28 protein-coding genes are annotated in these 26,212 nt (G+C 70.0%); 20 read left to right on the top strand and 8 right to left on the bottom strand.

All coding sequences use genetic code 11. The features are described 5' to 3' along the window. Positions 1-57: 57 nt before the first annotated feature. From DMB42_RS53715 to DMB42_RS39720, 4 genes are read left to right on the top strand one after another with little or no spacing between them, the layout of a single operon-like run. Positions 58-213 (top strand): DUF4177 domain-containing protein, encoded by a 156-nt coding sequence (locus DMB42_RS53715; RefSeq protein WP_157549052.1) that lies wholly within the window; start codon positions 58-60, stop codon positions 211-213. Further along, a complete protein-coding gene (locus DMB42_RS39730) occupies positions 210-668 on the top strand; it encodes a RidA family protein (RefSeq protein WP_185845108.1) in 459 nt (152 codons plus the stop codon). Before DMB42_RS53715 ends, DMB42_RS39730 begins: the two co-directional genes overlap by 4 nt. A 49-nt stretch (positions 669-717) precedes the next feature. After that, a complete protein-coding gene (locus tag DMB42_RS39725; RefSeq protein ID WP_125644037.1) occupies positions 718-1,536 on the top strand; it encodes an NUDIX hydrolase in 819 nt (272 codons plus the stop codon). After that, positions 1,533-2,321 carry an MBL fold metallo-hydrolase gene (locus DMB42_RS39720; protein WP_125644035.1) on the top strand — a complete coding sequence of 263 codons (789 nt, stop codon included), beginning with the start codon at positions 1,533-1,535 and terminating at the stop codon, positions 2,319-2,321. The genes DMB42_RS39725 and DMB42_RS39720 overlap by 4 nt, the downstream gene beginning before the upstream one ends. Here DMB42_RS39720 and DMB42_RS39715 read toward each other — a convergent pair. Both DMB42_RS39715 and DMB42_RS39710 read right to left on the bottom strand, forming a co-directional pair. Beyond that, positions 2,303-2,983, bottom strand: coding sequence for a Crp/Fnr family transcriptional regulator (locus DMB42_RS39715; protein WP_125644033.1), 681 nt, complete (start codon positions 2,981-2,983; stop codon positions 2,303-2,305). The genes DMB42_RS39720 and DMB42_RS39715 overlap by 19 nt on opposite strands. Positions 2,984-3,116: 133 nt before the next feature. Then, positions 3,117-3,545 (bottom strand): hypothetical protein, encoded by a 429-nt coding sequence (locus DMB42_RS39710; RefSeq protein WP_125644031.1) that lies wholly within the window; start codon positions 3,543-3,545, stop codon positions 3,117-3,119. A gap of 75 nt (positions 3,546-3,620) precedes the next feature. Here DMB42_RS39710 and nth point away from each other — a divergent pair, with 75 nt between their 5' ends. After that, positions 3,621-4,343, top strand: a complete 723-nt coding sequence (nth, locus tag DMB42_RS39705; protein WP_125644029.1) for an endonuclease III — start codon at positions 3,621-3,623, stop codon at positions 4,341-4,343. A gap of 48 nt (positions 4,344-4,391) precedes the next feature. Further along, positions 4,392-5,078, top strand: a complete 687-nt coding sequence (locus DMB42_RS39700; protein ID WP_185845107.1) for a CoA pyrophosphatase — start codon at positions 4,392-4,394, stop codon at positions 5,076-5,078. Here the strand turns inward: DMB42_RS39700 and DMB42_RS39695 are convergent. Beyond that, entirely contained in the window at positions 5,062-5,574 is a 513-nt protein-coding gene (locus DMB42_RS39695; RefSeq protein WP_125644027.1) for a HEAT repeat domain-containing protein, read from the bottom strand. The genes DMB42_RS39700 and DMB42_RS39695 overlap by 17 nt on opposite strands. An 82-nt stretch (positions 5,575-5,656) precedes the next feature. On the opposite strand from DMB42_RS39695, the gene DMB42_RS39690 reads away from it, so the two are divergent. After that, the gene (locus tag DMB42_RS39690) at positions 5,657-6,847 is read left to right on the top strand and encodes a MarP family serine protease (RefSeq protein ID WP_125644025.1); all 1,191 of its coding nucleotides are present in this window, start codon (positions 5,657-5,659) and stop codon (positions 6,845-6,847) included. On the opposite strand, the gene DMB42_RS39685 is transcribed toward DMB42_RS39690, so the two are convergent. From DMB42_RS39685 to acs, 4 genes are all read right to left on the bottom strand, one after another. Next, positions 6,844-7,287 (bottom strand): DUF309 domain-containing protein, encoded by a 444-nt coding sequence (locus tag DMB42_RS39685; protein WP_125644023.1) that lies wholly within the window; start codon positions 7,285-7,287, stop codon positions 6,844-6,846. The two genes, DMB42_RS39690 and DMB42_RS39685, sit on opposite strands and share 4 nt — an antisense overlap. A 16-nt stretch (positions 7,288-7,303) precedes the next feature. Further along, a complete protein-coding gene (locus DMB42_RS39680; protein WP_125644021.1) occupies positions 7,304-8,221 on the bottom strand; it encodes an alpha/beta fold hydrolase in 918 nt (305 codons plus the stop codon). Further along, on the bottom strand, positions 8,211-8,651 hold the full coding sequence (locus DMB42_RS39675) for a phage holin family protein (protein WP_125644019.1): 441 nt from the start codon (positions 8,649-8,651) through the stop codon (positions 8,211-8,213). The genes DMB42_RS39680 and DMB42_RS39675 overlap by 11 nt, the downstream gene beginning before the upstream one ends. Positions 8,652-8,840: 189 nt before the next feature. After that, positions 8,841-10,814 (bottom strand): acetate--CoA ligase, encoded by a 1,974-nt coding sequence (gene acs / locus DMB42_RS39670; protein WP_125644017.1) that lies wholly within the window; start codon positions 10,812-10,814, stop codon positions 8,841-8,843. A gap of 280 nt (positions 10,815-11,094) precedes the next feature. Here acs and DMB42_RS39665 point away from each other — a divergent pair, with 280 nt between their 5' ends. From DMB42_RS39665 to DMB42_RS39615, 11 genes are all read left to right on the top strand, one after another. After that, complete coding sequence (locus DMB42_RS39665) at positions 11,095-11,874, top strand: oxidoreductase (RefSeq protein WP_185845106.1); 780 nt, start codon at positions 11,095-11,097, stop codon at positions 11,872-11,874. 773 nt (positions 11,875-12,647) lie between these two features. Beyond that, positions 12,648-13,688 carry a septum site-determining protein Ssd gene (gene ssd / locus DMB42_RS39660; protein ID WP_125644015.1) on the top strand — a complete coding sequence of 347 codons (1,041 nt, stop codon included), beginning with the start codon at positions 12,648-12,650 and terminating at the stop codon, positions 13,686-13,688. After that, positions 13,685-14,848: a TadA family conjugal transfer-associated ATPase gene (locus DMB42_RS39655; protein WP_125644013.1), complete on the top strand. Its 1,164-nt coding sequence runs from the start codon at positions 13,685-13,687 to the stop codon at positions 14,846-14,848. Before ssd ends, DMB42_RS39655 begins: the two co-directional genes overlap by 4 nt. A 10-nt stretch (positions 14,849-14,858) precedes the next feature. After that, complete coding sequence (locus tag DMB42_RS39650; RefSeq protein WP_125644011.1) at positions 14,859-15,572, top strand: type II secretion system F family protein; 714 nt, start codon at positions 14,859-14,861, stop codon at positions 15,570-15,572. A 164-nt stretch (positions 15,573-15,736) separates the two neighbouring features. Beyond that, complete coding sequence (locus tag DMB42_RS39645; protein WP_125644009.1) at positions 15,737-16,516, top strand: type II secretion system F family protein; 780 nt, start codon at positions 15,737-15,739, stop codon at positions 16,514-16,516. Positions 16,517-16,817: 301 nt separating this feature from the next. Next, positions 16,818-17,312, top strand: coding sequence for a DUF4244 domain-containing protein (locus DMB42_RS56140; protein ID WP_312024790.1), 495 nt, complete (start codon positions 16,818-16,820; stop codon positions 17,310-17,312). Continuing rightward, entirely contained in the window at positions 17,309-17,689 is a 381-nt protein-coding gene (locus DMB42_RS56135; RefSeq protein ID WP_125644007.1) for a TadE family type IV pilus minor pilin, read from the top strand. Before DMB42_RS56140 ends, DMB42_RS56135 begins: the two co-directional genes overlap by 4 nt. Positions 17,690-18,335: 646 nt before the next feature. Continuing rightward, the gene (locus DMB42_RS39630) at positions 18,336-18,707 is read left to right on the top strand and encodes an Rv3654c family TadE-like protein (protein ID WP_125644005.1); all 372 of its coding nucleotides are present in this window, start codon (positions 18,336-18,338) and stop codon (positions 18,705-18,707) included. A gap of 172 nt (positions 18,708-18,879) precedes the next feature. Beyond that, positions 18,880-19,374 carry an AAA family ATPase gene (locus tag DMB42_RS39625; RefSeq protein ID WP_125644003.1) on the top strand — a complete coding sequence of 165 codons (495 nt, stop codon included), beginning with the start codon at positions 18,880-18,882 and terminating at the stop codon, positions 19,372-19,374. Positions 19,375-19,699: 325 nt separating this feature from the next. After that, positions 19,700-20,668, top strand: coding sequence for a LysR family transcriptional regulator (locus tag DMB42_RS39620; protein ID WP_125644001.1), 969 nt, complete (start codon positions 19,700-19,702; stop codon positions 20,666-20,668). 270 nt (positions 20,669-20,938) lie between these two features. Then, positions 20,939-22,765, top strand: coding sequence for a hypothetical protein (locus DMB42_RS39615; RefSeq protein ID WP_125643999.1), 1,827 nt, complete (start codon positions 20,939-20,941; stop codon positions 22,763-22,765). Here the strand turns inward: DMB42_RS39615 and DMB42_RS54440 are convergent. Beyond that, positions 22,762-25,152: a DEAD/DEAH box helicase gene (locus DMB42_RS54440; RefSeq protein ID WP_396985161.1), complete on the bottom strand. Its 2,391-nt coding sequence runs from the start codon at positions 25,150-25,152 to the stop codon at positions 22,762-22,764. The genes DMB42_RS39615 and DMB42_RS54440 overlap by 4 nt on opposite strands. A 220-nt stretch (positions 25,153-25,372) precedes the next feature. Here DMB42_RS54440 and DMB42_RS39600 point away from each other — a divergent pair, with 220 nt between their 5' ends. After that, the gene (locus DMB42_RS39600) at positions 25,373-25,723 is read left to right on the top strand and encodes an STAS domain-containing protein (protein WP_043629845.1); all 351 of its coding nucleotides are present in this window, start codon (positions 25,373-25,375) and stop codon (positions 25,721-25,723) included. Position 25,724: 1 nt separating this feature from the next. Continuing rightward, the gene (locus DMB42_RS39595; RefSeq protein WP_125643997.1) at positions 25,725-26,150 is read left to right on the top strand and encodes an ATP-binding protein; all 426 of its coding nucleotides are present in this window, start codon (positions 25,725-25,727) and stop codon (positions 26,148-26,150) included. Positions 26,151-26,212: the final 62 nt, after the last annotated feature.

Raw genomic sequence — 26,212 nt, 5'->3', positions numbered from 1 at the left:
CGCTCAGATGGGTGGGGTAACAGGCCGTGGAGCGGGTTTCCATGAGATCGTCATGCCATGAAGAAATGGGAGTACCTCACCGCTCCGGTGCTGATCCACAACACGAAGATGATCCTCGACAACTTCGGGGCCGACGGCTGGGAGCTGGTCCAGATCGTCCAGGGCGCCACGCCCGAGCAGCTTGTCGCCTACTTCAAGCGGGAGAAGCCGTGACCCCCGAGGAACGCATCGCCGAGCTCGGGTTCGAGCTGCCCCAGCCCGTGACGCCGCTGGCCGCGTACGTGCCGACCGCGCGCACCGGCGATCTCGTCTACACCTCCGGCCAGGTGCCCATGCTGGAGGGCAAGCTGCACCAGACCGGCAAGCTCGGCGTCGACCTCGGCGTCGACGAGGGCAAGGCGCAGGCCCGCATCTGCGTGCTCAACGCGCTGGCCGCGCTGAAGGCCGAGCTGGGCGAGCTGTCCAGGGTGCGCAGGATCGTCAAGGTCGTGGTCTTCGTGGCCAGCGCGCCGAGCTTTACCGAGCAGCCCCAGGTGGCCAACGGCGCCAGCGACTTCCTGGCCGAGGTGTTCGGCGACGCCGGCAAGCACGCCCGCAGCGCCGTGGGCGTGGCCGCGCTGCCGCTGGACGCTCCCGTGGAAGTGGAGCTGATCGCGGAGGTCTCCTGACCGCGGGGATGTGTCACCATGACCGAGTGATGTTCTAGTAGGAGGTCAGGTGGCCGGTCTTCCCCTTCCCGACGAGCTCGCCGCGCGAGCCAGAGAGATCATCGCCGGGCGGGTCGAACCCGTCCCGGCGCGTGACGCCGCCACGGTGGTGATCCTGCGCGGCTCGGGTCCGCGTGGCGGGCCCGAGGTCTACCTGCTCAGGCGCAAGTCCACGATGGCCTTCGCGGCGGGCGCGTACGTCTTCCCCGGCGGCTCGGTCGACCCCCGTGACACCGACCAGGCGGTCGCCTGGGCCGGGCCGTCGCCCAAGGAGTGGGGCGAGGTCTTCCACGCCGATGAGAACCTCGCGCGCGGGCTGGTGTGCGCGGCCGTGCGGGAGACGTTCGAGGAGTCCGGGGTGCTGCTGGCCGGGCCGGGGCCGGACAGCGTGGTCGAGGACACGACGGGCGACGACTGGGAGGCCGACCGGCTGGCGCTGATCGACCGGAGCCTGGCCTTCGCCGACTTCCTGGCCGGGCGCGGCCTGGTGCTCCGGTCCGACCTGCTCAAGCCGTGGGCCCACTGGATCACGCCGGTGATCGAGCAGCGCAGGTTCGACACCCGGTTCTTCGTGGCGGTGCTGCCCGAGGGGCAGCGTACGCGCGATGTCGGGGGCGAGGCCGACCACGTGGTGTGGCGGCGACCCGTCGAGGCGGTCGAGCTGGCGCGCAGGGGAGAGATCTTCCTGATGCCGCCCACCTACCGCACGCTCGACGAGCTGGCCGGGCACGACAGCGTGGCCTCCGTGCTGGCCGAGGAGCGGCACATCACCGCCATCCTGCCGGAGGCCGTGGAGGTCGAGGGAGAGATGAGGTTGATGACGCCGTGAGCGGCCTGCACATCCCGCTCGACACGCCTGACGGATCCCGTACCGAACACGCCGAGAACCTGCTCGCGCCCAACCCGTCCGCCATGACGCTGGACGGCACCAACACCTGGGTCATCGGCACCCGCGACGCGGTCGTCGTCGATCCCGGGCCCGACGACGAGGCTCATCTGCTCCGCGTACGCGACCATCTGGGCGGGCGGCGGGTCACCCAGATCCTGCTCACGCACGGTCATCACGATCACAGCGGCGGCGCCAAGCGCTTCGCCGAGCTGGTCGGCGCCCCCGTACGCGCCCTCGACCCGCGCCACCGGCTGGGCGACGAAGGGCTCGGCGACGGGGACGTGATCACCGTGGACGGCCTGGAGCTGCACGTGTACGGCACGCCCGGCCACTCGTTCGACTCGCTCTGCTTCTGGCTGCCGCAGGACCGGGCCATGCTGACCGGCGACACGATCCTGGGCAGGGGCACCACGATCATCGCCCAGGACGGCGGCCTGGGCGACTACCTGCGCAGCCTCGACCGGCTCAGGGCGGCGGCCGAGGGCCTGGGGGCGCGGGCGCTGCTGCCCGGCCACGGCCCGGTGCTGCCCGACCCGATCGGGGTCCTCGACGCCTACATCGCCCACCGGCGGCAGCGGCTCGACCAGATCAGGGCGGCGCGGGCGCGGGGCGCGCGCACGCCGCGCGAGATCGTCGAGGACGTGTACGCCGGCGTCGACAGGTCGCTCTGGCCCGCCGCGGAGGTGTCCGTGCGGGCCCAGCTCGACTACCTGGAACGGTTGTAGAGCCGGTCCATGTCGAGGATGACCACGGCCTTGGCCTCGATGCGCAGCCAGCCGCGCTGGGCGAAGTCGGCCAGGGCCTTGTTCACCGTCTCGCGCGAGGCCCCGACGAGCTGGGCCAGCTCCTCCTGGGTGAGGTCGTGGTGCACGCGCATGCCGTCGTCGGTCTTGGTGCCGAACCGCTCGGCCAGGTCGAGGAGCTGCTTGGCGACCCGTCCGGGCACGTCGGTGAAGACCAGGTCGGCCAGCACGTCGTTGGTCCGGCGCAGCCGCTGGGCCAGGGCGCGCAGCAGGTGCAGCGCCACCTCGGGGCGGCCGGTCAGCCACGGGCGCAGGTCGTCGTGGCCCAGCCCGGCCAGGCGCACGTCGGTCAGCGCGGTCGCGGTGGCCGTGCGCGGACGCGGGTCGAACAGCGACAACTCGCCGAACATCTCGCTCGGGCCGAGCACGCTCAACAGGTTCTCGCGGCCGTCGGGCGAGGTGCGGGAAAGCTTGATCTTGCCTTCGAGCACGACGTAGAGCCGGTCGCCGGTCTCGTTCTCGTGGAAGAGGGTCTGCCCCTTGGACAGCTGGACCTCGGTGATGCTCGTACGCAGCGCCGCGGCGCTCTCGCGGTCGAGCGCGGCGAACAGGGGGGCCTTGCCCAGCACATCTTCGGTGTTCACTCTGCCTCCTCTGCTGCCATTGTGACTCACCCCACTCCGGGCGGCACACACAGGCTATGGGAATGCCCGCATTAGGTGGGGAATGCCCTGGTGTGTGGCGCACTGAAGTGTATGAACAAATCGGGTGACCTGCTTACTTCCGCAGGAGGTCGTCCACTGAGGCGACCGCCGTCGCCATCGTGTGGTCCAGCAGGACGCGTACGACATGGGCCGCCGAAGGGCGGGCGGCGGGCTCGGGACGGCGGCAGCGCTCGACCACTCCGCGCAGCGGATGCGGCAGCGTGCCGGGGCCGCTCGCGTACCTCACCAGCTCGGCCCAGTCCCGTACGTCACCCGCCGGGCCGCCGCGGCCGGGCGAGCCCTGAACGCCCACCAGCACCTGGCCGCGCGTGCCGAGCGCGACGTTGTCCGGGGTGAGCCGCAGGCCGGTCACGCCATGGGCGTGCATCCTGGCCATGGCCGCGGCGCTGCCCAACGCCAGCCGGTGCAGCGCGGCGCCGCTCAACGGGCCGCCCGCGCGTACGAACTCGGTCAGTGTCTCGCCCTTGTGCTGATCGCCCATGATCGCCGCCCTCCACGCGCCAGGTTGTACGCGAACGCGGCGGAGAAGGTTCAACCGTTCCCATAGTCTTGCGGCATGGCCACGAACGCGGCGGGCCGCAAGCCGGAGACCCAGCTCGCACTGGTACGGCGGGCGCGCAAGATGAACCGCATCCTCGCCGAGACCTACCCCGACGCCCACTGTGAGCTCGACTTCCGCAACCCGCTGGAGCTCCTGGTCGCCACCATCCTCTCGGCCCAGTGCACCGACAAGCGGGTGAACATGGTGACCCCCACCCTGTTCGCCAAATACCCCACGGTCGAGGACTACGCCGCCGCCGACCGGGCCGAGATGGAAGACATCATCCGCTCGACCGGCTTCTTCCGCGCCAAGACCAACAGCATCATCGGCATGGCCCAGGCCGTGTGCGAGCGCTACCGCGGCGAGGTGCCCGGCCGGCTGAAGGACCTGGTCACGCTGCCCGGTGTGGGCCGCAAGACCGCGAACGTGGTGCTCGGCAACGCGTTCGGCGTGCCTGGGCTGACCGTCGACACCCACTTCCAGAGGCTCGTGCGCCGCTTCGGCTGGACCGAGGAGACCGATCCCGTCAAGATCGAGCACGTCGTGGCCGAGCTACTGCCCAGGCGCGAGTGGACGATCTTCTCCCACCGGGTGATCTGGCACGGCCGCCGCATCTGCCACGCCCGCCGTCCGGCCTGCGGCGTGTGCCCGCTGGCGAGCCTGTGCCCCTCCTTCGGCACCGGGCCCACGGGCGAGGCGGAGGCGGAGAAGCTGGTCAGGCCCGGTCCCTTCTCCTGAGCGCCACGCGCGGGAAGTGAACGGGGCCGTACCGTGTTGGAGGTTGGCGTGACAGAAGTGCCCGACTGGCTCGAACGGCTGGCGGCGCAGGCCGCCGGGATCACAGTGCCCCGCTACCTGCGGCCCCCGGCCGACGGCGGGCGCCTGGCCGCGGTGCTGATGTTGTTCGGCGAGGGGCCGTTCGGTCCCGACGTGCTGCTGATCCAGCGCAGCTCACGCGGTCGCCGGCACGCCGGCCAGCCCGCCTTCCCCGGCGGCGGCGTCGATCCCGGCGACGGCGGCCCGGTAGGCGCGGCCCTGCGCGAGGCGGAGGAGGAGACCGGCGTCGACCCGCGCGGCGTACGCGTCCTCGGCACCATGCCCGAGCTCTACCTCGACCACAGCGACAACCGGGTCACGCCGGTGTTCGGCTGGTGGCACACGCCTTCGGCGGTGCACGCCGCCTCGCCCGACGAGGTCGAGTCCGTCGAACGGGTGCCGATCGTGGAGCTGGTCGACCCGGGCAACCGGGTCATGCTGCGGCATCCCAGCGGCCTCGCCGGTCCGGCCTTCCACGTACGGGGCATGCTGGTGTGGGGGTTCACCGCGATGGTGCTCGACACCGTGCTGCGCGAGGGCGGCCTCGAACGCCCGTGGGACCCCGCGCGGATCGAGGACCTGCCGGCCGAGGTCGTCAGGATGGGCCTGCGCGAGCGGATCACCCCGACGCCTCGAATCGTTACTCCGCAGCCCTGAGCGAGACGCCGAGCGAGGCCCAGTTGGCCACGTCGGCGTCGGCGTCGGCGGCCAGGGTGCGCAACATCTCCAGGCCCGCCCGGTCCGGCGGCTCGCCGAGCACGTGCTGCAGCGCGTACGCGGCGCCGTACCTGACTCTGGCGTCGTCGTGACAGGCCAGGTCGATCACCGAGGGCAGCGAACGTGGGTCGGCCAGATGGCCGAACGCGATCAGGATCGAGTACAGGACCATGGCGTCGTCCTCGCTGGCCGCGAGGTAGCGCAGCACCGGCAGCGTACGGTCCACGAACGGCCGGAGCATGCCCATGATGTCCACCCCGAGCAGGCGCTCGGCCACGTTGTCCGCGGCGCACAGGCGGCGTGCCTCGATGAACGACTCAAGGTCGGCCCGCTGGCGCAGCAGGCAGATCACGTGCCAGCGCAGTGGGCCGTCCGGGTCGGTGTCGCTGAGGGCTGCCTGGATGAGATCGCGCACTGTTCCCTCGGCCGGCGGCATAGCGCCCAAGATAGCCAGGCGGGTGACGTCGTCCTGGCGGAAGACGTGCACACTTGACCGTATCGCTGGCTACCTTTGAAGCGTGCGCGGTGATCTGCTTGACCTCATATTGATCGGCCTCGTGATCGCCTTCGGCGTATCCGGGTACCGGCAGGGCTTCATCATCGGCGCGATGAGTTTCGTGGGGTTCGTGGGCGGCGCCGTCCTGGGCATCTTCATCGCCCCGCCGATCGCCAAGGCGGTCGTCGACGGCGACACCCCGCAGGCGCTGCTCGCCATCGTGATCGTGTTCCTGGCCGCGACGATCGGCCAGTTCGCCTCCTCCACGGTCGGCGCGGTCGTACGCAGCCACGTGACGTGGGAGCCGGCCAAGATGGCCGACGCCGTGGGCGGCACGTTCGCGAGCGCGCTGTCGGTGCTGGTGATCGCCTGGCTGATCGGGTCGCTGATCGTCTCGACGACGTTCACGCCGCTGGTCGACCAGGTCAAGAACTCCGCGCTGCTGACCACGGTCGACGACGCGATCCCGCAGGCCGCGCGCAACTGGCAGCAGCCGTTCAAGAAGTTCGTCGACAGGTCGGAGTTCCCGCCCGTCTTCGACGCGATCGGCGCCGACACGCTGATCGACGTACCGCCGCCCGCGCAGAGCATCCTCCAGGGCGCCAAGCTGGGTCGCGCCCAGCGGGCCATCGTCAAGGTCCAGGGCAACGCCGAGAGCTGCAACAAGCACATCGAGGGCACCGGCTTCGTCTACGCCGGCAACCGGATCATGACGAACGCCCACGTCGTCGCGGGCGTCACCCGCGACCTTGAGGTCATCGACTACCGCAACGTGCGCCACGCGGCCACGGTCGTGCGCTACAACCCCCAGCGCGACATCGCGGTCCTCTACGTGCCCGGCCTCAATCTGCCGCAGCTCAGCTTCGAGGCCGACGGCGAGCGCGGCGCCAACGCCATCATCGCCGGCTTCCCGCGCGGCAAGGGCTTCACCGCCGAGCCGGCCCGCATCGGCGGCCGCCTCGACGCCGAGGGCCCCGACATCTACCACGGCCCCAACGTCAGGCGGAAGGTCTACGCGATCCGCGGGAAGGTGTTGCCGGGCAACTCCGGCGGCCCGCTGCTCACCGTCGACGGCCGCGTCTACGGCGTGATCTTCGCCGCCGCCGTCAGCGAGAAGGACACCGGTTACGTGCTGACCGCCGAGGAGGTCGCGCCCGACGCCGGCCAGGGCCGGAACGACACCACTCCGGCCAGCACCCAGGAGTGCGACTAGTCCGGCAGCTCGCCCAGGATCAGGGCGACGGCCTCGCCGGGGTCGCTGTCCTGGGTCAGGCCGGTGGCCGCCCTGCCGACGGCGTCGTAGTCGCCGCCGTACGCCTGCGCCCTGGCCGCGCCGCGGCTGAGGAGGGTCACCGCGCCGCGGCCGTTGCCGCGTTGCAGGTGCGTCAGCCCGACGCAGATCTGCGCGAGCCCCTGCCACAGCTCGCGCTCGTCCTCGGGAGCGCACTTCCAGCGGCCCTCGAAGACCTCGTGGGCGTTGAACGGCAACCCTTCCCGCAGGAAGCGCCGCGCGTCGGCGAGCGCCTGCGCGGCGGTGGGGGCGTAGTCGTCGGGGACCCGGTCGACGCCGGACGAGCCGTAGGGGAGCGGCCTGCCGTACGCGTCGCGTGGCCTGGCGTTGCGCGGCTTGCCCTGGGGGTCGCGGTCTCTCATCGCTCGAGGGGCTCTCTCATCGGTCGGGTTCGGGGTCGGCCAGCCAGCCGAGCAGCTCGGTGTCGAACACGTCGGGGATCTCTTCGTGCGGGAAGTGGCCCGCGCTTTCGAGCAGCCGCCAGCGGTAGGGGGCCGCGACGTACCGGCTGGAGCCCTGGGCGGTGCGGGGCAGCACCCACGGGTCGAGCGCGCCGTGCAGGTGCAGCGTCGGCGCCTCGATCTCGGTACGCATGACCCTGGCGTAACGTCGCCCGTCGGGCCGGAGCTGGGAACGGCCGAACCAGCGGTGGTACTCCAGCGCGGAATGGGCCACGGCGGGGATGCCGAACGCCTCCCGGTAGGTGCGCGCGGTCTCCGCGTCCGGCCAGCCGGGGGCCGACCACTCCGCCAGCAGCCTGCCGACCTGGGCGGCGTCGTGGCGGGTGAGCCGGCGTTCGGGCAGCAGGGGGAGCTGGTAGCCGAGCCCCCGCCGGGCGGCCCTGAGCTGGCCGAGGTCGGTCACCAGCGAGTGGCGCAGCCGCAGCGGATGCGGCGCGGACACCACGACCAGCCGGCGTACGCACTTGGGGTCGAGCACGGCCATCGTCCAGGCCAGCAGGCCGCCCCAGTCGTGGCCGACGACGACCGCGCCGGTCTCGCCGAGCGCGCGGATCAGCCCTGTCGCGTCGGCGGCGAGGGTGGGCAGGTCGTAGCCGCGCGGCGGCTTGTCGCTGCCGCCGTAGCCGCGCAGGTCGGCGGCCACCGCGCGGAAGCCGGCCGCGGCGAGCGAGGTGAGCTGGTTGCGCCAGGTCCACCAGAACTGCGGGAACCCGTGCAGCAGCAGCACCAGCGGACCCTCACCGGCCTCCACGACGTGGAAGCGGGTGCCGCCGGCGTGCACGGCCCGGTGTGTCCACGGGCCGTCGATCTGGACGACCGTCTCGTCAGGTGCCATCACGGCTCACCGGCCGGCTGTCGGAACTGGGCACCGGAAGCGTCTGCTCCTCGGGGGCGGCGATCTCCTTGAGCCCCTTGATCGACCTGGCCGTACGCTTCATCCCGGCCAGCCCCTTCAGCCTGCGTACGCCGACCAGCACCAGCAGGCCCGCGGCCACCAGGTAGAAGACGGTCACGATGAGGAAGGCCGCCCAGTTGGGCAACCACTGGGCCAGCACGTACGCGATGGTGAACGAGGCGAGGATCAGGCACAGGTGGGCCATGAACGCGGCGGCGGCGAACAGGCCGGCGGCGGTGCCCACCCGCTTGGCGTCGAACTTGAACTCGGCCTTGGCCAGCTCGATCTCCGAGCGGACGAGGTCGGAGATGTGGCTGCTGGCCTGGGCGACCAGCGAGCCCAGGGATTCTTCCTCGGGAGTCTGCGGCATGAACGTCTCCTATCGAGGCCTGGTGGCCGTGTCAAACATCCCGTACTGACGGCTGGGCGCCACCGAACACGCGGAGGACGCTGCTACCCACAGAACTACCCGATCACCCACGATAACGCCGTCCACCGCAGACGCATGAGGCGCATGCCCCAAAAGGGGGGCATGCGCCTCATGTGGTGTTACGCCTGATCAGTCCTCGGACTTGGCCGAAGGCAGTTTCTCGGAGATGAGGTTCATCACCGTGCTGTCGGCGAGCGTGGTGACGTCGCCGATGCTGCGGTTCTCGGCCACGTCGCGCAGGAGGCGGCGCATGATCTTGCCGGAGCGCGTCTTCGGCAGCTCGGGCACGACCAGGATCTGCCGCGGCTTGGCGATCGGGCCGAGCGTCTTGGCCACGTGGTCACGCAGCTCGGCGGCGATGTCGTCGCTCTCCTCGACGCTGCCGCGCAGGATCACGAACGACACGATGGCCTGGCCGGTCACCGGGTCGGTCGCGCCGACCACGGCCGCCTCGGCGACCTTGGGGTGGCTGACCAGCGCGCTCTCCACCTCGGTGGTGGAGATGTTGTGGCCGGAGACGAGCATGACGTCGTCGACGCGGCCGAGCAGCCACAGGTCGCCGTCCTCGTCCTTCTTCGCGCCGTCGCCGGGGAAGTACATGCCCTCGAACCGCGACCAGTACGTGTCGATGTAGCGCTGGTCGTCGCCCCAGATCGTGCGCAGCATCGACGGCCACGGGTCGCGCACCACGAGGAAGCCGCCGCCCCCGTCGGGCACGCTGTTGCCCTGGTCGTCGACCACGTCGGCGGTGATGCCCGGCAACGGCCGCATCGCGGCGCCCGGCTTGGCCGAGGTGACGCCCGGCAGCGGGCTGATCATGATGGCGCCGGTCTCCGTCTGCCACCAGGTGTCCACGACCGGGCAGCGGTCGTGGCCGATGTGCTCGCGGTACCAGACGTACGCCTCGGGGTTGATCGGCTCGCCGACCGAGCCCAGGACGCGCAGGCTGGACATGTCGAACTTGGCGGGGATGTCGTCACCCCACTTCATGAACGTCCGGATCGCCGTGGGGGCGGTGTAGAGGATCGTGACCTTGTACTTCTGCACGATCTCCCAGAACCGCCCGCGGTGCGGGGTGTCCGGGGTGCCCTCGTAGATGACGCTGGTCGCGCCGTTGGCGAGGGGGCCGTAGACGATGTAGGAGTGGCCGGTGACCCAGCCGATGTCGGCCGTGCACCAGTAGATGTCGGTCTCGGGCTTGAGGTCGAAGACCGCGTGGTGCGTCCAGGCCGTCTGGGTGAGGTAGCCGCCGGTCGTGTGCAGGATGCCCTTGGGCTTGCCGGTGGTGCCGCTGGTGTACAGGATGTACAGCGGGTCCTCGGCGTCGTGCGCCTCGGGGGTGTGCTGGTCGCTCTGGCGCTCGACCAGGTCGTGCCACCACACGTCCTTGTCGCCCACCGCGACGTCCTGGCCGGTACGCCGTACGACGAGGACGTTCTCGACCTGCGGGCACTCGGCGACGGCCTCGTCCACGGTCGGCTTGAGGGCGCTCGGCTTGCCGCGCCGGTAGCCGCCGTCGGCCGTGATGACGAGCTTGGCGTCGGCGTCGTCGATGCGGCTCTTCAGGGCGGCGGAGGAGAAGCCGCCGAACACCACCGAGTGGATCGCGCCGAGGCGGGCGCAGGCCAGCATCGCGATCGGCAGCTCGGGGATCATCGGCATGTAGATGGCGACCCGGTCGCCCTTGCGCACGCCGAGCTCCAGGAGGGCGTTGGCGGCCTTGCTGACCTCGGTCTTGAGGTCGTTGTAGGTCAGCGTGCGGCTGTCGCCCTCGGGCTCGCCCTCCCAGTGGTAGGCGATCTTGTCGCCGCGTCCCTCTTCGACGTGCCGGTCGACGCAGTTGTAGGCGACGTTGAGCTCGCCGCCGATGAACCACTTGGCGAACGGCGCGTTCCACTCCAGCGTCGTGTCCCACCGCCTGGCCCAGGTCAGCCGCTCGGCCGCGCGCTCCCAGAAGGCGAGACGGTCGGCATTGGCCTCGGTGTACGCGGCGGCGGTCACGTTCGCGGCCGCCGCCAGCTCAGCCGGTGGTGCGAACCGGCGCTTTTCCTGTAGCAGGTTGGACAGCGCCTGGGTCTCGTTGCCAGGGGTCTCCGGGGCCACTTCGTGCTCCTTCTATGGCCAGGTTGGACAGGTCGTGTCCCACTTCACCAGCTCACGGCCTCCCCACACAAGAGGTCTAGACAGGTCTGTACCGATTCGCGTGGGTGGCCGTTCGATTATCAGCTCGCATGACAAACGCAATTGAACTGTTGTCATCCTGAAATCAGGAGAATATGCGGCCCGGCGTGGCGGGAAAAAGCGGGGGGTGCCGTAGCGCCTTATACGGCGGCGGTCCGGTCCATGGCGGGGCATGGCGTACCCGCCGGTAAGGTCGGTTTTCGTGAGTGACCCATTGGCCGTCATCGCGCGGTTCCCAGGCGTGTCCGAGGCTGTGGACGAGGCGCGGCAGGCCGTCGACAGGCTCTATCGGCATCGTGTCCTGCGGCGGGCGAGCCCGGCGGTGTCCACCGAGTCGTCCCTGCGCGGCGCGCGGGCCTCGGCCGCGATCGAGGGCGCGGACGTGTCCCTCGACGCGCTGCGCCGCGACGAGGTGCACGACCCGCTCGTCCAGGGGGCGCTGCGGGCGTCGGCGGAGATGGGCCGGCTCGGGCCCACCTGGCGGAAGGCGCCCAGGCAGGTGCTCGCCCGCCTGCACACCGTGGCCGCCGCCGGGCTCGCCGAGGAGGACGCGCTGGGCCGGCCTCGTACCGAGGACACGGCTCCCGACCCGCTCGGGCTCGGTCCGGCGCCGGGCGCCGCGGAGACCGCGACGCGCATGGACGCCCTGTTCCGGCTGCTGGAAGGTGCGGGCAAGGCGCCCGCGATCGTGCTGGCCGCCGTCGTCCACGCCGAGCTGGCGGTGCTGCGGCCGTTCGGTACGTGCGATGGCGTCGTGGCCCGTTCCGCCGGACGATTGACGCTGGTCGAGTACGGGCTGGACCCGAAGTCGCTGGTCGCGGTCGAGGTGGGGCACCGGGAGCTGCCGTACGCGGAGGCGCTGAGGGCGTACCTGAGCGGCACCCCGGAGGGGGTCGGCCAGTGGGTACAACACTGTGCCTCGGCGGTAAGCCTGGGGGTCCGGGAGACGGCCGCCATCTGTGAAGCGATGCAGCGGGGCTGACGGACGGGCTGGTCACATAGCTGACGGCGTCTCGGTCGAGACGCCGTCCGCCGGTGCATCACACCGGGTTACCAAGCGTGCACCTCAATTTCGTCGGTACGGGTCAAGCCCGCCACGACGCGCCTCCCGCGGCTGGTCGCGCGTGGGTGCCCGGCTGATGCACCCGGACAAGTGGTCCGTAACACCTTTCTACGTCGGATTCGTCCTGATGGGAACCCCTCGTACCAAGACCTTTGCCGAGGCGTGGGACGGGCGGGAGGGTGCCGTTGCGATCACGATCTGCCGCAACCCGTTACCTACCTGTGATGATTACGGAACGTGACGGTCTTTATGTGATCGTTATGGGACGGCGAAAAAACTTGGCGAAAATGGCAGATTACTGCTCGACGAAACTCGAGTGGATCGGGCAGCATACGGAGGTATCGCCCGAAACTGGAGCGTCTGTGCGAGGGATTGCTTTGCAAGTCTCTTGCCTGCTCTGGTGAAGTGATGAAAGCTTTCTTCTGAAACGGGACCGGCTCTACCCCCCCGGAGCCGGACCGATCAGGCGACCCCCGCTCTCCCCCCCGGCGGGGGTCGCCCCTTTTCCACCCCAATCTCGCGCCCGCGGACCCTCCCCGCCCTCGCGCACCCCCCGCCACTCGTCTGCGTGCTGGTTGTCCACAGGCGGCCCGTGGTCCGAGCCCGTGCTCCACAGAATCTCGTTCGCCCCCTCCCGCTCGCCTCCTCCCCAGCAGGGTTGACCTCCCACGTCCCCGCAGGAGGAGAACCCCGTGCACCGCCCCCTGGTCATCACCGAGGACCACGACCTCCTCGACGACCTCGTCCGCATCGCAGCCGTGCCCGGCGGCCAGCTCGACGTGGCCCACACTCCGGCCCACGCCCGCCCGTACTGGAACCTCGCCCCCATGGTCGCCATCGGCCCCGACCAGGCCGACGCCGTCTCCGCCACCTCACCGCCCACCCGAGACCAGGTCCTCCTGGTGACCCGCGACCCCGACGACCCCGACGCCTGGCGCAAATGCGTGGCGGTGGGAGCCCAAGCCGTGGTCCGCCTCCCCGGCGACGAACGCCACCTCGTCGAACGCTTCGCCGACGCCATGGAACCCGAGCCCCGCTCCGGCGCGGTGACCTGCGTGATCGGCGGCCATGGCGGAGCGGGCGCGAGCGTGGTGTCCGCCTGCCTGGCCCTGCGCGCCTCGGGCGACCGTCTCCGTACGCTCCTGGTCGACGCCGATCCCCTCGGCGGCGGCATTGACGCCCTGCTCGGCCACGAGGAGGCGGCAGGCGCCCGCTGGGGCGACCTCGTGGCGAGGGAGGGAAGGATCAGCTCCAGCGCACTGCGGGCGGCGCTCCCGTCGTTCGGCGACCTCGCGGTCCTGTCCTTCCACCGCGGCGAGGTGGCGGCGATCCCGCCCCAGGCCATGCGTTCGGTCCTGGAAGCGGGCAGACGCGGCTTCGACCTGATCGTCGTCGACCTCCCGCGCCACCTCGACCCGGCCGCCGTCGAAGCCCTCACCAGGGCGAACACCACCCTGACGGTCACCACGGCAGACCTGCGCGGCATCCTGTCCACCGTCCAGGTCCTGGGCGAGCTCGGCAAACACGCCTCTGACCTGCGTGCCATCCTGCGTCCCGGAGTTCTCGACGAGGAGACGGCGGCGCAATCCCTCGGCATCCCCGTCGCCGCCCGCCTGCCCGACCATCCGGGGCTCACCGCCACCCTCAACCGCGGCGAGCTGCCCAAACTCGGCCCACGCACGGTTCTCGGCACCCTGTGCGTCTCCCTGCTCCAAGACCTCCTCCCGGCATGAGCGCCGCAGAGGAGGTCTCCCCGGAGCTGGTGGAGGCCGTACGCGTCCGCCTGGCCAGGGCGGGAGTGGAACCGACGGCGGCCCAGGTGGCAGTCGCCCTGAGAGCCGAACGTTCGGTCTACGGAGACGCCGAGATCCTCGCGGTGGCCCGTGCCCTGTGCGCCGACCTGATCGGGGCGGGCCCGCTCGAACCGCTCCTGGCCCGCTCCGACGTCACCGACGTCCTGGTCAACGGCCCACGGGAGGTGTGGATCGACGACGGCGTCGGCCTGCGCCGCACCTCCGTCACGTTCACCGACGACGGGGCGGTCCGCAGGCTGGCCCAACGCCTCGCGGCCGCCGCCGGTCGCCGGCTCGACGACGCCTCGCCGTACGTCGACGCGAGGCTGGCCGGTGGCGTCCGGCTGCACGCCGTACTGCCGCCGATCGCGTCCGGCGGCACGTGCGTGTCGCTCCGCCTGCCGCCGCGCCGCACCTTCACCCTGTCCGACCTGGTGTCGGCCGGCACGATCGCCCCGGCGGCCGTCACGGTGCTGACGGCGATGGTCGAGGCCAGGCTCGCCTTCCTCGTCACGGGAGGCACCGGCACCGGCAAGACCACCCTCCTGTCGGCGCTCCTGTCGCAGGCCGACCCCGCCGAACGCCTCCTCCTGGTGGAGGACTCCGCCGAGCTACGCCCGCTGCATCCACACGTCGTCCGTCTGGAGACCCGACCGGCCAACCTGGAGGGCGCGGGCGGAGTGGGCCTGCGCGACCTGGTACGCCAGGCGCTGCGCATGCGTCCCGACCGCCTGGTGGTGGGCGAGGTCAGGGGAGCGGAGGTCGTCGACCTGCTCGCCGCCCTGAACACCGGCCACGAAGGCGGTTGCGGCACCTTGCACGCCAATGCCGCGGCCGACGTACCGCCCCGGCTGGAGGCCCTGGGCTGCGCGGCCGGCCTGAGCCGGGAGGCCGTGCACAGCCAGCTCGCGGCGGCCCTCGACGTGGTCGTCCACCTGACCCGCGCCCGCGCCGACGGCCGAAGGCGGGTCGCCGAGATCTGCCTGCTCTCGCGCACCCCGAGCGGCCTCGTCGAATCGGTCCCCGCCCTCACCTTCGCCCCGAACGGCACCTCCCACGCCGGCCCCGGCTACGAAACCCTCCTGCGAAGAACGTCCTGAAGGCCCCACGATGACCGCCGCACTCATCGCAGCCCTGTCCACAGCCTGCGCCATCTGGCTGTGGACAGGCCCGAGCACGCCCGCGATCCGCCTGCACACCCTCCTGACCGCCACCCAGCGCCGGCTCCCATGGCACCACCTCCTCCGTACGTCCCTCACCCGCCCCAGCTCCACCCGCCGCGCCGAGGCCTGGCGACGCGCCTGCATAGAGCTGTGCCAGTCGCTCTCGGCCGAACTCGCCGCAGGCCGCACCCCCGGCGAAGCCCTGACCCGGGCCATCACGGCAGTCGACTTCCCCGACCCCGAAGCCCTGCGTCCCGCCCTGGCCGCGGCAAGAGACGGCGGCGACGTCTCCGCGGCCCTCATAGCAGCGGCCCCCGCCCAGGGCGGCGAGGGCCTGCGCCGCCTCGCGGCCTGCTGGGACGTCAGCGTCACCGTAGGCGCAGGCATGTCAGCCCTGGTCGAACGAGTCGCCGGCACATTACGTGCCGCCCAGACCCACCGCCAGGAGGTCGCCGCCCAGCTGGCCGGCCCCCGCACCACAGCCCGAATGCTCGCCGCCCTCCCGGCCCTCGGCCTCCTCATGGCCGGAGCACTCAACATGCACCCGCTGAGTTTCCTGTTCGGCACGTTCCCCGGCCTGCTCTGCCTCCTGTCCGGCACAGCCCTGGACGCCTGCGGCCTGTGGTGGACCCACCGCATGGCCACCAAAGCCCAATCCTGACCCCACCACTGCCCGTCACCTCGCCTGGCACCTCCCGCCCGATCCCGCCACCCACCGCTCACCCGATCCCGCCACCTGGCGTCCCCCCGATCCCACCCCCACCCGATCGGGCCAGCCCCCGCCCACTCTCGCCCTCACTCCCACTCCCCACGGGATACCGCCCGATGCTCCCCTTGCTCGCCGCCCTTTGCGCCGCCCTCGCCACCTGGCTGTGGCCGTCCCCACGCACCCCCGCAGACCGCCTCACCCACCTCCTCCCGCCGGCTCCCACCACGTCCGCCCCTTCGAACGACGCCCCCACCCAGCCGGACTGGCTCAACAAGAAGGACACCCCCCAACGCCGCCCGACCAGCAAGACCGTCGCCACCGCCGTGGGCGCCGGCCTGATCATCGCCCTCCTGCTCGGCGGCCCCGCAGGAATCGCGGCGGCCCTCCTGCTGACCCCCGCGGTCGGCCTGTTCCTGCACAGAAAGGAACCTCTTCACTCCCGGCAGGAACGCGAACAGATCACCGCCGACCTCCCCTTCGCCGCCGACCTGATGACCGCCTGCCTCCTCGCCGGACAACCGGCGGGCGCCGCCACAGACCTTGCCGCGACCACGATCGGCGGCCCTCTCGGTCAGCGTCTGGCATGGGTGAGCAGCCAGCTCCGCCTCGGCGCCGATCCGGAGCCCACCTGGGCAACCCTGGCCAGAGACCCCGCCCTGAGCCAACTGTCGAGAGCGATGAGCCGAGCCGCGCAGAGCGGCGCGCCGCTGGCAGACGTCCTGACCCGCCTGGCCGACGACGCAAGAGACACAGCCAGAGCCGCCTCACTCGCCGCCGCCCGTACTGTGGGCGTCAAAGCAGTGGCCCCTCTGGGCCTGTGCTTCCTCCCGGCGTTCGTCCTCCTGGGCATCATCCCGGTGATCGCCGGCCTCGCCTCCACCATCGTCCTGCCATGACCCACGCCCGTCCTGGACCTCCATGGGCCTGAACGACACCGCCCGCCTAACGCCTTCGCCCTCAGCCGACCCTTCCGCACTCAACGCGGGCTCATGCGGACACTCACCCCTCAGCGACCTGCGCGACGCCTCCTCAACAGACGATCACAGGGACGAGACGAGCCGAGGGACTTATCCACAGCCTGAGGATCGGCTTCGATGACGTCCCCAGAACGCCGTTCGGCCTGACGGTGGCTGCGCCTTCTCGGCGAATCTTGGACTCCCGCCGGACAAGACCCGGCTCCGAGCACCTGGAGGCACGATGCAAAGTCCCGCCACCATGCCAGGCACCATCAGGCCGACCCCGGACACCAGCCCATATGCCACCTCGCCCCGGCCCAGCACCTACAACAACACCTCAGCCGAACAAGCCGTCCCGATGCCGACACCAGTCGCCCTCGCGCCACCTTCCGACACAGCCACCACCACCCCCTTGAACCGAGCTGCGACCAAAGCCTTCATCCCGACTGCCGCCAAAGCCCCACTCCCCGAAACGAACCAGCCCCTGACGACAACCCTCGCCTCAGCCCCAGGTGTCCCGACCAGGCCGAGCCCACGCAACACCCGATGGCACCTCAGTAGGTGGATCACCTGCGCTGTCGCCAACCGAGAGCGAGGCATGTCCACAGCCGAGTACGCAGTAGGAACCATCGCAGCCTGCGCCTTCGCCGCAATTCTCTTCAAAGTCGTCAGCAGCCCAGAAGTTCAGGAAATGCTCAAGTCCCTCATCGACCGAGCGCTCAAGACGACCGGATGACCCTTCTCCAGAGGCGGATCGCCACGGTCAGGCGACGGTCAGCATCGCGAGGCTCGGTGACGGCCGAGACCGCCGCCATGCTGCCGGCGCTGATGATCGTCCTGGCAGCCGCGCTCTGGGCCGTACAAGCGGTGAACGTCCAACTGGAATGCGTAGACGCAGCCAGCGCGGCAGCGCGCGCCGCAGCCCGAGGCGAGCCGCTGGACCAGGTCCGCGACCTCGCCCGCTCAGCCACCCGCCCAGACGCACACGTAAAGATCGCCCGTGACGCGGAAACCTCGAACGTAGAGATCGCAGTAGATGTACGACCAGCTTGGGGTTCCTCATTACCGGCCGTCCGCGTATCGGCCTCGGCTTCGGCCGCCACAGAACCATGACGTCGCGGACACCTGCGGGGAGAGGAGAGGAGATCTGCCAGGAGGACATGAGCCCTCGTGTCCTCCTGGCAGCCGGGGGGCGAAATCTCCAACCCCTACGCCGACTCCTACCCACAAGAAGAGACGACGACGCCGCAACCCAGCACGGAGAGTGGAGAAGTCGAGGGCGGGAAGCGTCCACGGCCGCCCAACCAGGACGTGGCGGTACAGCCGAGAAGCCAGGCAAAGCAGAACGAACACTGTCCAACCCTCAAGGTGTATCGACCACTTTGTGCAGCAGGAAGGGCCAGAGCCTTGAAAGAAGGCGTGCCACGAGGAGGCGAAAGATTCTTGCCCTCCGTCGAAGCTCTCTGTTACGGACAGTGAACACTTCACGACAGAGGCCCAAGTCGGGCAGGAACCTCATGTGGACGTGCGAAGGGTGCGAAGGGTTCGCGCGGGCTTGAAGTGCCTGGAAACAGGCAAGCGTCGGAGCAGCGAGACGAAGATCCTTTGGGAGGCCGCCGCCCGCGCAGGATTGGCTGCCCCTTGCCAAGAATCCGAGGCATGCGGTGCCCGTCGGTGTCATTGAGCGATCGGTGTCATTGAGCGAATCGTCGGCTCTCACGACACTTCGTCAGTCATTCACTCTTCTTCAGGGACGACGATGATCAATTGCAGGGAGCGAGGGTCGGCGTCCTTGTGGGGCGTGGCTCTCATGGGACTTCTGCTGGCGATCGCCACAGGGCTGGCCATTGTGGGCGCGGTTCGTGTGGCCCGCCATCGCGTCAACAGCGCGGCCGATCTGAGCGCTCTGGCCGCCGCCAAGCTGGCGATTCTCGATCCCGAGGGCGCCTGCGACAGAGCGTCCACACTGGCCGGGAAGAATGGCGTCAGGCTGGTCGCATGTGAGATCACAGGGGCGGTCGCCGACGTCCGAACCTCCTTATCGATCACCTTGCCAATCGCGGGCGCACACACTCTCCTGGGCAGGGCTCGTGCGGGTCCGGCCATGTTGTCACCCGGCAAGAACGGCTAGAAGCCCTGTCTGCTGACAACGAGCTGGAAGGCGGGGGCGCATCGTGACATCCGTAATCGGAGGGCAGTCGCCGGCTCGCGTCTTCTCTCGCGGCAAGAAACCATTTCCATCAGCTGTAGGCGCTGGGCGAGCATGCCGGAGTGACTTTGCCGCGGTGTCGTGGAGGCATCTGATGGATTCGATCGTCAAGCCCAGATTGATCTTGCTGTGCGGGCTGCCCGGGGCAGGAAAGACGACGCTGGCCAAGCGCCTGGCACGCGAGATCCCAGCGGTACGGCTGTGCCCGGATGAATGGATGGCTGATCTGGGCATCGACCTGTTCGACGAACCGACGCGCGACCGGCTTGAGAGGCGCTTTTGGAAGCACGCGCAGGAGTTGTTGAGGTTGGGACAGACCGTGATCTTGGAGTTCGGCTTCTGGGCGCTGTCGGAACGCGAGGAGAAACGTGTCAGAGCGCGCGCACTCGGCGTTCCTGTCGAACTGCACTACCTTGCCGCGCCGATCGACGAGCTCTGTCGTCGGCTCGAAGCCCGTCACGCGAAGGGAGAACCAGGAACAGTCTCGATCAGTCGTGAGTTGCTGGAGGAGTACACGAAGCTCTTTCAGGCCCCCGATGCTGACGAACTTGCTCTTTTCGATGCACCACCACCGGGGCGACGCAGGTGACGGGCCCTCGGAGCGCGGGCGTTGCGGGGAGGCCGTACCTTGATGCACGCCTTCGCTGAGCACGATGTGCGCAGTGCGGGGAGGTAGCAGGTGGTCAATCAGCAGGTGGTCTGTCAGTAGGTGTCTGTCAGCGGTTGGTCTGCTGCACTTCGATGTGCCGCCAGCAGGGCTGGACGGGAGTTCAGGCATGGCGTCGCGAGGGCGGAACCTCGTCCCCGGAAAGGGCGAGTGGCGGATCGGTCGAGATGGCCGTCCGAATCGCTGACCTGACGTTTGCCTGCTCGTCCACGGCCAGCCGACCTCCTGTTCGCCGACCAAGCCGGAGATGCGCACGACCAGCGGTTTTGCGGTTAACATCCCCGGCGTGGATCTCGATGCTGTGCGCACCTTCGTGGTCGCCGTGGAGGTGGGGCGGTTCCAGGATGTCGCCGCGGAGTTGTCGATCAGCCAGCAGGCGGTGTCCAAGCGCATCGCCACTCTGGAAGGGAACCTGGGGGTGAGACTGTTCACGCGTACCGCGCGCGGGACGCAGCTCACGATCGACGGGCAGGCGTTCCTGGTCCATGCTCGCGAACTCCTCCGTGCCGAGGAGCGCGCGATCGCCAGTGTCCGGCCCGGCCGTCGTGCGCTGCGCGTCGACGTGGTCGGGCGGAAGCTCGCCCCGGCCGCGCTGCTGGGGGACTTCCACCGTGCGCATCCCGAGTTCGAGCTGGATGTCGTGACCCTGCTCGACGCGGGCGCGGCCATCGACGCCGTTCGTTCCGGGACGATCGACGCGGCCGTTCGCGCCGTCACCGCGCCTGGAGGGCAGCTTCCGGATGTCGGGGTTGTCCGGGTCCTTGATGAGCCCGTGCAGCTTCTCGTCGGGGTGGATCACGAGCTCGCCGGTGCTCGTACGGTCGCGCCTGCGCAGCTCGCCGGGCATCGGATCTGGCTGCCCGGTCTCGTCCCAGGGACCGAGTGGGCCGCCTATTACGACGATCTCGCTGCCGCGTTCGGGCTCACCATTGAGATCAACAGCCCGGACTTCGGTACTGAGCCCCTGTTGGAGACCATCGCCGGATCCCGGTCGTTGGTGACCTTCATCGGGGAGCAGACCCGTCTTGGCTGGCCCGCCGACCATGGCCTCAGGCGTATCGCCCTGCGTGACCCGATGCCCGTACACCCGTACTCACTGATCTGCTACCGCGACAACCCGCACCCCGCCCTCGCCGCACTTTGCGACTTCCTCGGTTCCAGGCGGGTCGGCCTCTCCGACGGCGAAGCCTGGACGCCGGCATGGGCCCAGCGGTAGGAGATTTTCTGGGGGTTGGCGCGAGCTGGTGGGCTTGTGGGGGCAATGTCGCGATCGAGTCACGACTTCTTGGACGCGGTGTCCAAGAGTCGGCTACGTCGCATAAGGTTCCGCTTACCCTCGGTTCATGTCGTCTTCAATCGCCTTCTGAAGGACGGACTTCGGGGCGGTCGGGTGACCGCGTCGGCCGGGCGGACCGCACTTCCGGTCGTCGCGTGAGCGCCCTCTGGACGGTCATGCGGCGCGAGGCTCTCTATGGAGGGAAGCGTCGTGACGGTGGTTGGCAGGGTGGTGGCCGCTGTGGCGGTCGTGGCGGGTTCGATCGTGATCGGCGGGTCGGCGCAGGCGGCCGTGGTGACACGGCAGGCCGGATCCGCCGGAGAGATCACCTCGCCTTCCGACGGTCAGGTGGTCACGGGGTCGTCCGTCACGGTTTCCGCTCGTACCGGGTTGATGCAGCTCAAGATGGGTCTGTACGTCGAGGGCCCGTCCACGCCGAGCCTGCGGGTCGCCGGAGGCGGAGCGAACCAGACAATCTCCGGTACGTTCGACGCCGGCAGCGCGCCCAACGGCACCTTCACCGTGACGCTCAAGGGCGAGATCACCGGATCCAAGTACGCGAGCACCACCTTCAAACTGCGGCGGCCCCCCGAGGCGCCGGGGAACGTGAACGCGCGGCTGGAGGGCACCGGCAAGATCGAGGTGACCTGGAGCAAGGGCTCGGAGCCTGACCTGCAGTCCTACGAGGTTTCCACCAGTCAGTCCGGCGTCGTGGGCCGGTTGCCCGCGGACAGCGCCTGCTCGGGCTCCTCGTGCAAGGCCGTGCTGGCCGTGCCCGCCAAGGCGGCGGGGCAGCGGGTGGGCATCATGGTCAAGGCGTTCCGGGGTGATGGGGACGGCGGTTCGGTCGGGTCCGGCAAATCGGGCGCCGCGTACGTCACGGTTCCCGCGGCGGCCACGTCCCAGGCCAAGAAGCAGAAGACCGGCACGCGTCAGGCGCCGAAGACGGACGGCAGGAAGGGTGTCGAAGCGCTGCCGACCCTGCCCGCAAAGAAGCAGGTCAGGCCCACGACCGTACCCACCCGCAAGCCGACGGCGAGCCACAGGAAGACCTCCGCCCTGCCCCCGCTGCCCGAGGCGGACACCAAGGGCAACCTTCCGATCCCGACCACGGCCGACGGCACGGCTGAGGACGACGGCGGGACGGACGGACACCGGGCGTCCGGGACAGACAAGGGTGCGAAAGGTGACACCGAAGCCGTTCCGGTCCGGGCCGGCGGGGTCGAGGCGCAGTCGGACGAGTCGACGATGGGGGACATCGGACAGTACGGGATTTACGTCGTGATCGGCCTGCTGCTGCTCCTGCTCGCCGCACAGGCCGGGGCATGGGCACGGCGACGCGCCCTCGCCGCCGCGGCCAATGGCAGCGGCAGCGGCAGCGGCGGCGGCGTAGGCAGTCGCGCTGCGGTGCACACCACCGCCACCGCAGCCGCGCCGATGGGAAGCGGTGGGGATACGTCGGTTCGGTCGGGCGCGGGCAACGTTCCGACTGGTGGGACGGCCCGCCGTCGGCCAGCCGTGGTGCTCGCCGTCGCCAGGACCCGCATGCCGGAGCCCCCGCAGGACCAGCCGAGAACACCCCAGCCCACGCAGCCGAACGCCCACTTGAACACGCAGATGAACGCTCAGGCGAACGCTCAGGCGACCGGACAGGCGACCGGACAGACGACTGGGCAGACGAATGGGCAAGCGCTGGGGGCGGGGTCGGCGCACGTTCCGGCCGCTCTGCCGATGCACTTAGGCGTGCATGACCTGCGCGCGGCCCAGGAGGCCCGCCCAGAGCCCGTACGCATCACCCTGCCCAGCTCGGCCGTCACCGACGTCCCCCACCAGCCCGCGCCCCCCGCCGTCCCACCCGCCACCCGCATCGAGGACCGCTGGGACGACTACCTCCCCCCGTCCCCCAGGTCCATGGAGGACAGCGGCTTCTGGGAACGCCCCCAGCCCGGCGCGGACGACTTCTGGGCCCCCGACCACAACGAAGAAGACAGCGAGCGAGCCTTTGCGGGCCGCCGTCCGAAGGAGGGCGACAGCTAGTCCGGAGGGCGGGCCGGGTCAGGGGTGAGGAGGATGTCCAGGAGTTGGAGTGCGCCGCGTTTGTGCAGGGGCTCGTTCCCGTTGCCGCACTTCGGGGACTGGATGCAGGACGGGCACCCGCGATCGCACTCGCAGGAGGCGATCGCCTCGCGTGTGGCCGTCAGCCAGTCGGTGGCCCGGCCGTAGCCGCGTTCGGCGAAGCCCGCGCCGCCTTCGTGGCCGTCGTACACGAAGACGGTGAGCAGGCCCGTGTCGGCGTGCAGTTCGGTGGAGACGCCGCCGATGTCCCAGCGGTCGCAGGTGGCGAACAGCGGGAGCAGGCCGATCGAGGCGTGCTCGGCGGCGTGGGCCGCGCCGCCGAGGTCGATGTCCGCCGCCGCGAGCGGGGCCAGCGCGGAGGCGGGGAGGGTCCACCCGACCGCGCGGGTGCGGAGGGTGCGGGGTGGCAGGTCGAGGGGTTCGTCGCCGAGCATCTCGCCTGACTGCATCCGCCTTTTGAGGTACGAGACCACCTGCCGGGTCACCTCCACCTCGCCGAAGTGCAGCGTTCCCGGGCCGAACGGGCGGGAACGCTGGGTGCCGAGGATGGAGATGTCCGTGATGTCGCGGGCGAACGTCGAATAGTCGGGGGTGGCGGCCTCGACCAGCGCGACTCCGGAGTCCAGGTCGAGGGCCTCCACCAGGAACGTCTCGCCCTGGTGGAGGTAGACCGCGCCGGTGTGGACGGTGGTGTGGGCGGACGGCTCGTCCACGCTGCCGAGCAGGCGGCCGGTCGACGACTCGACGACCTGGATCGGGGCGCCCCCGCCGCCTCTGATGTCGGCGAGGTCGGTGGCGCGTTCGCGCCGGGTCCAGAACCAGCCGGCCGGACGGCGTCGCAGGAGGTTGCGGGCTACCAGGTCTTCCAGGACGTCAGGGGCGGTGGCGCCGAAGACGGGCAGATCGTCGTCGGTCAGCGGGATCTCGGCGGCCGCGGCGCACAGATGGGGGCCCAGGACGTACGGGTTGTCGGGATCGAGGACGATCGCCTCCACCGGCTGGCCGAAGAGGGCCTGCGGGTGGTGGACCAGGTAGGTGTCCAGGGGGTCGTCCCGGGCGATGAGCACGGCGAGGGCGTCCTGGCCGTCGCGGCCCGCCCGTCCGGCCTGCTGCCAGAGGGAGGCGCGGGTGCCCGGCCATCCGGCGATCAGTACGGCGTCGAGGCCCGAGACGTCCACGCCGAGTTCGAGGGCGTTCGTGGTGGCCAGGCCCATGAGGGTGCCGGCGCGCAGGGCCTTCTCCAGGAGGCGGCGGTCCTCGGCGAGGTAGCCGGCGCGGTAGGCGGCGACCTTGTCGGGGAGGGTGGCCAGGTCCTCGGCGTGGTCGGGGATGGCCCAGGCGAGGGGGCTCGACGTGTCGGGTTCCGGGTCGGTGGCCTCGGTGGTCGCCGGGTCCTGGTCCGGTGGCCAGGGGGCGGAGACGGAGAAGGCCACGTCGGCCAGTTTGGCGCGGGCGGTCAGGGCGACCGTCTCCGCGCCGCGCCGCGAACGTACGAACGCGAGCGTCCGTACGTTCGCCAGGACCAGATCCGCCAGGAGGTCCGCCGCCTCTGCGGTCGCCGTGCGGCGTACAGGAGCCCCGCCCTCGCCCCGCAGATCCGTCAGGGGCGGCTCCCAGAGGGCAACGGTGGTCGAACCCTTCGGAGAGGTATCTGTAGTCACCTCGGCCATCTCAAGCCCCGTCAGCCTCATGGCGAACACGCCGGGCTCGCTCGCCGTGGCCGAAGCGAGCACGAACGTGGGGCGCGAGCCGTACCGGGCGCAGACGCGGCGCAGGCGGCGCAGGATCTGGGCCACGTGCGAGCCGAAGACGCCGCGGTATCCATGGCACTCGTCGACGACCACCATGCGGAGCCGGCGGAAGAACGAGGACCATTGGGCGTGGCGGGGCAGGACGCCGCGATGCAGCATGTCCGGATTGGTCAGGACGTAGTTGGCGTGCTGGCGGACCCACGTACGTTCCTCGAAAGGAGTGTCGCCGTCGAAGCAGGCGGCGCGCACCTGCGTGATGCGCAACTCGCGCAGCCCGCGGAGCTGGTCGGCGGCCAGCGCCTTGGTCGGCGTCAGGTACAGGACCGTGCCGCCGTCGAGGCAGGAGGCGACCGCCGGAGTCAGGTACGCCAGGGACTTGCCGGACGCCGTGCCCGTGCTGATGATCACGTTTCGGCCACGGAATGCCAGGTCGGCGGCTTCGTACTGGTGAGGCCAGAGTCCTGTAACCCCGCGGTTCGCCAAGCGCGTAACGAGCACGTCCGGAGCCCATTCGGGCCAGCGGGCCTGACCCGGCTGACGTGCTGGAACATGCTCCACATGGGTGACACGCTCGTGACGTGCGGGAACTCCGAGCAGGTGGGCGAGGAGTGGACCTGCCTGTTGTGGGGAGGATGCCGAGGAAGTCACTGTTTCCAGTCTTGCATCGATGGGCAAAGTCGCCGGGAATCGTGATTTCGTATAGACACAAGCCGGACGCGTGGTTGAATGCCGCGCGTCAGGGTCGGACAGTCTGGGGCCACGCTCCAGATTGCCAGGCCCGCAAGAGTACTTTCGCAGGCGAGGCGCTGGAGGATCTGTGGATCTGAAGTTGGATCACCGCACCGAAGACCGACTCACCATCGTGGAGGTCGAGGGTGAGATCGATGTCTACACGGCGCCGAGATTGCGTGAGCTCCTCATCGACCTGGTGAACAAGGGCAACTTCCACCTTCTGGTGAACATGGAGAAGGTCGACTTCCTCGACTCCACGGGGTTGGGAGTGCTCGTCGGCGGGCTCAAGAGGGTCCGGGCGCATGACGGCTCGCTCGAGCTGGTGTGCACCCAGGAGCGCATCCTCAAGATCTTCCGCATCACTGGTCTGACCAAGGTCTTCGGGATCTACGCTTCCGTCGACGAGGCCAAGGAAGCTCACGGCAAAGACAAGTAGCATGGCTACCGTCGAGCTGACGTTCAGCGCCCTCCCCGCGCATGTGCGGACCGCCCGGCTCGTGGCCACGGCGATCGCCCGTCGTACCGGCGTGGAGGAATCGCTGCTGGACGAAGTCAGGCTCGCCGTGGGTGAGGCATGCTCCCGGGCGGTCGAGGCGCATCGACTTCACTGCCCGGGCGAGCCCATCCGCATCGAGCTACGTGACGACTCCGGACGTTTCGAGGTCACGGTCAGCGATCTGGCCCCCAGCGACGAGATCAAGCAGGAGCAGCCGCTCGACCTGGGCATGCTCTCTGACTCGTTCATGTCAGGCTTCGGCATCGCCGTCATCTCGGGCCTGGCCGATGACGTCGAGGTCTTCCCCAGCCCCAAGGGGACGAACATCCGGATGAGCTGGCCCGCCTCGAACGCGGCGGTCTCCTGATCGGACTGCTCTTGGATCGGTCCCTCACTCTCTGAGGGGCCGTTTCAGGGTGTTCTGGTGTG

Source organism: Nonomuraea sp. WAC 01424 (assembly GCF_003947315.1).
Taxonomy (GTDB): domain Bacteria; phylum Actinomycetota; class Actinomycetes; order Streptosporangiales; family Streptosporangiaceae; genus Nonomuraea; species Nonomuraea spiralis.
The sequence above is the reverse complement of the archived record's forward strand: the minus strand, read 5'-3'. Positions and strand labels throughout refer to the sequence as shown.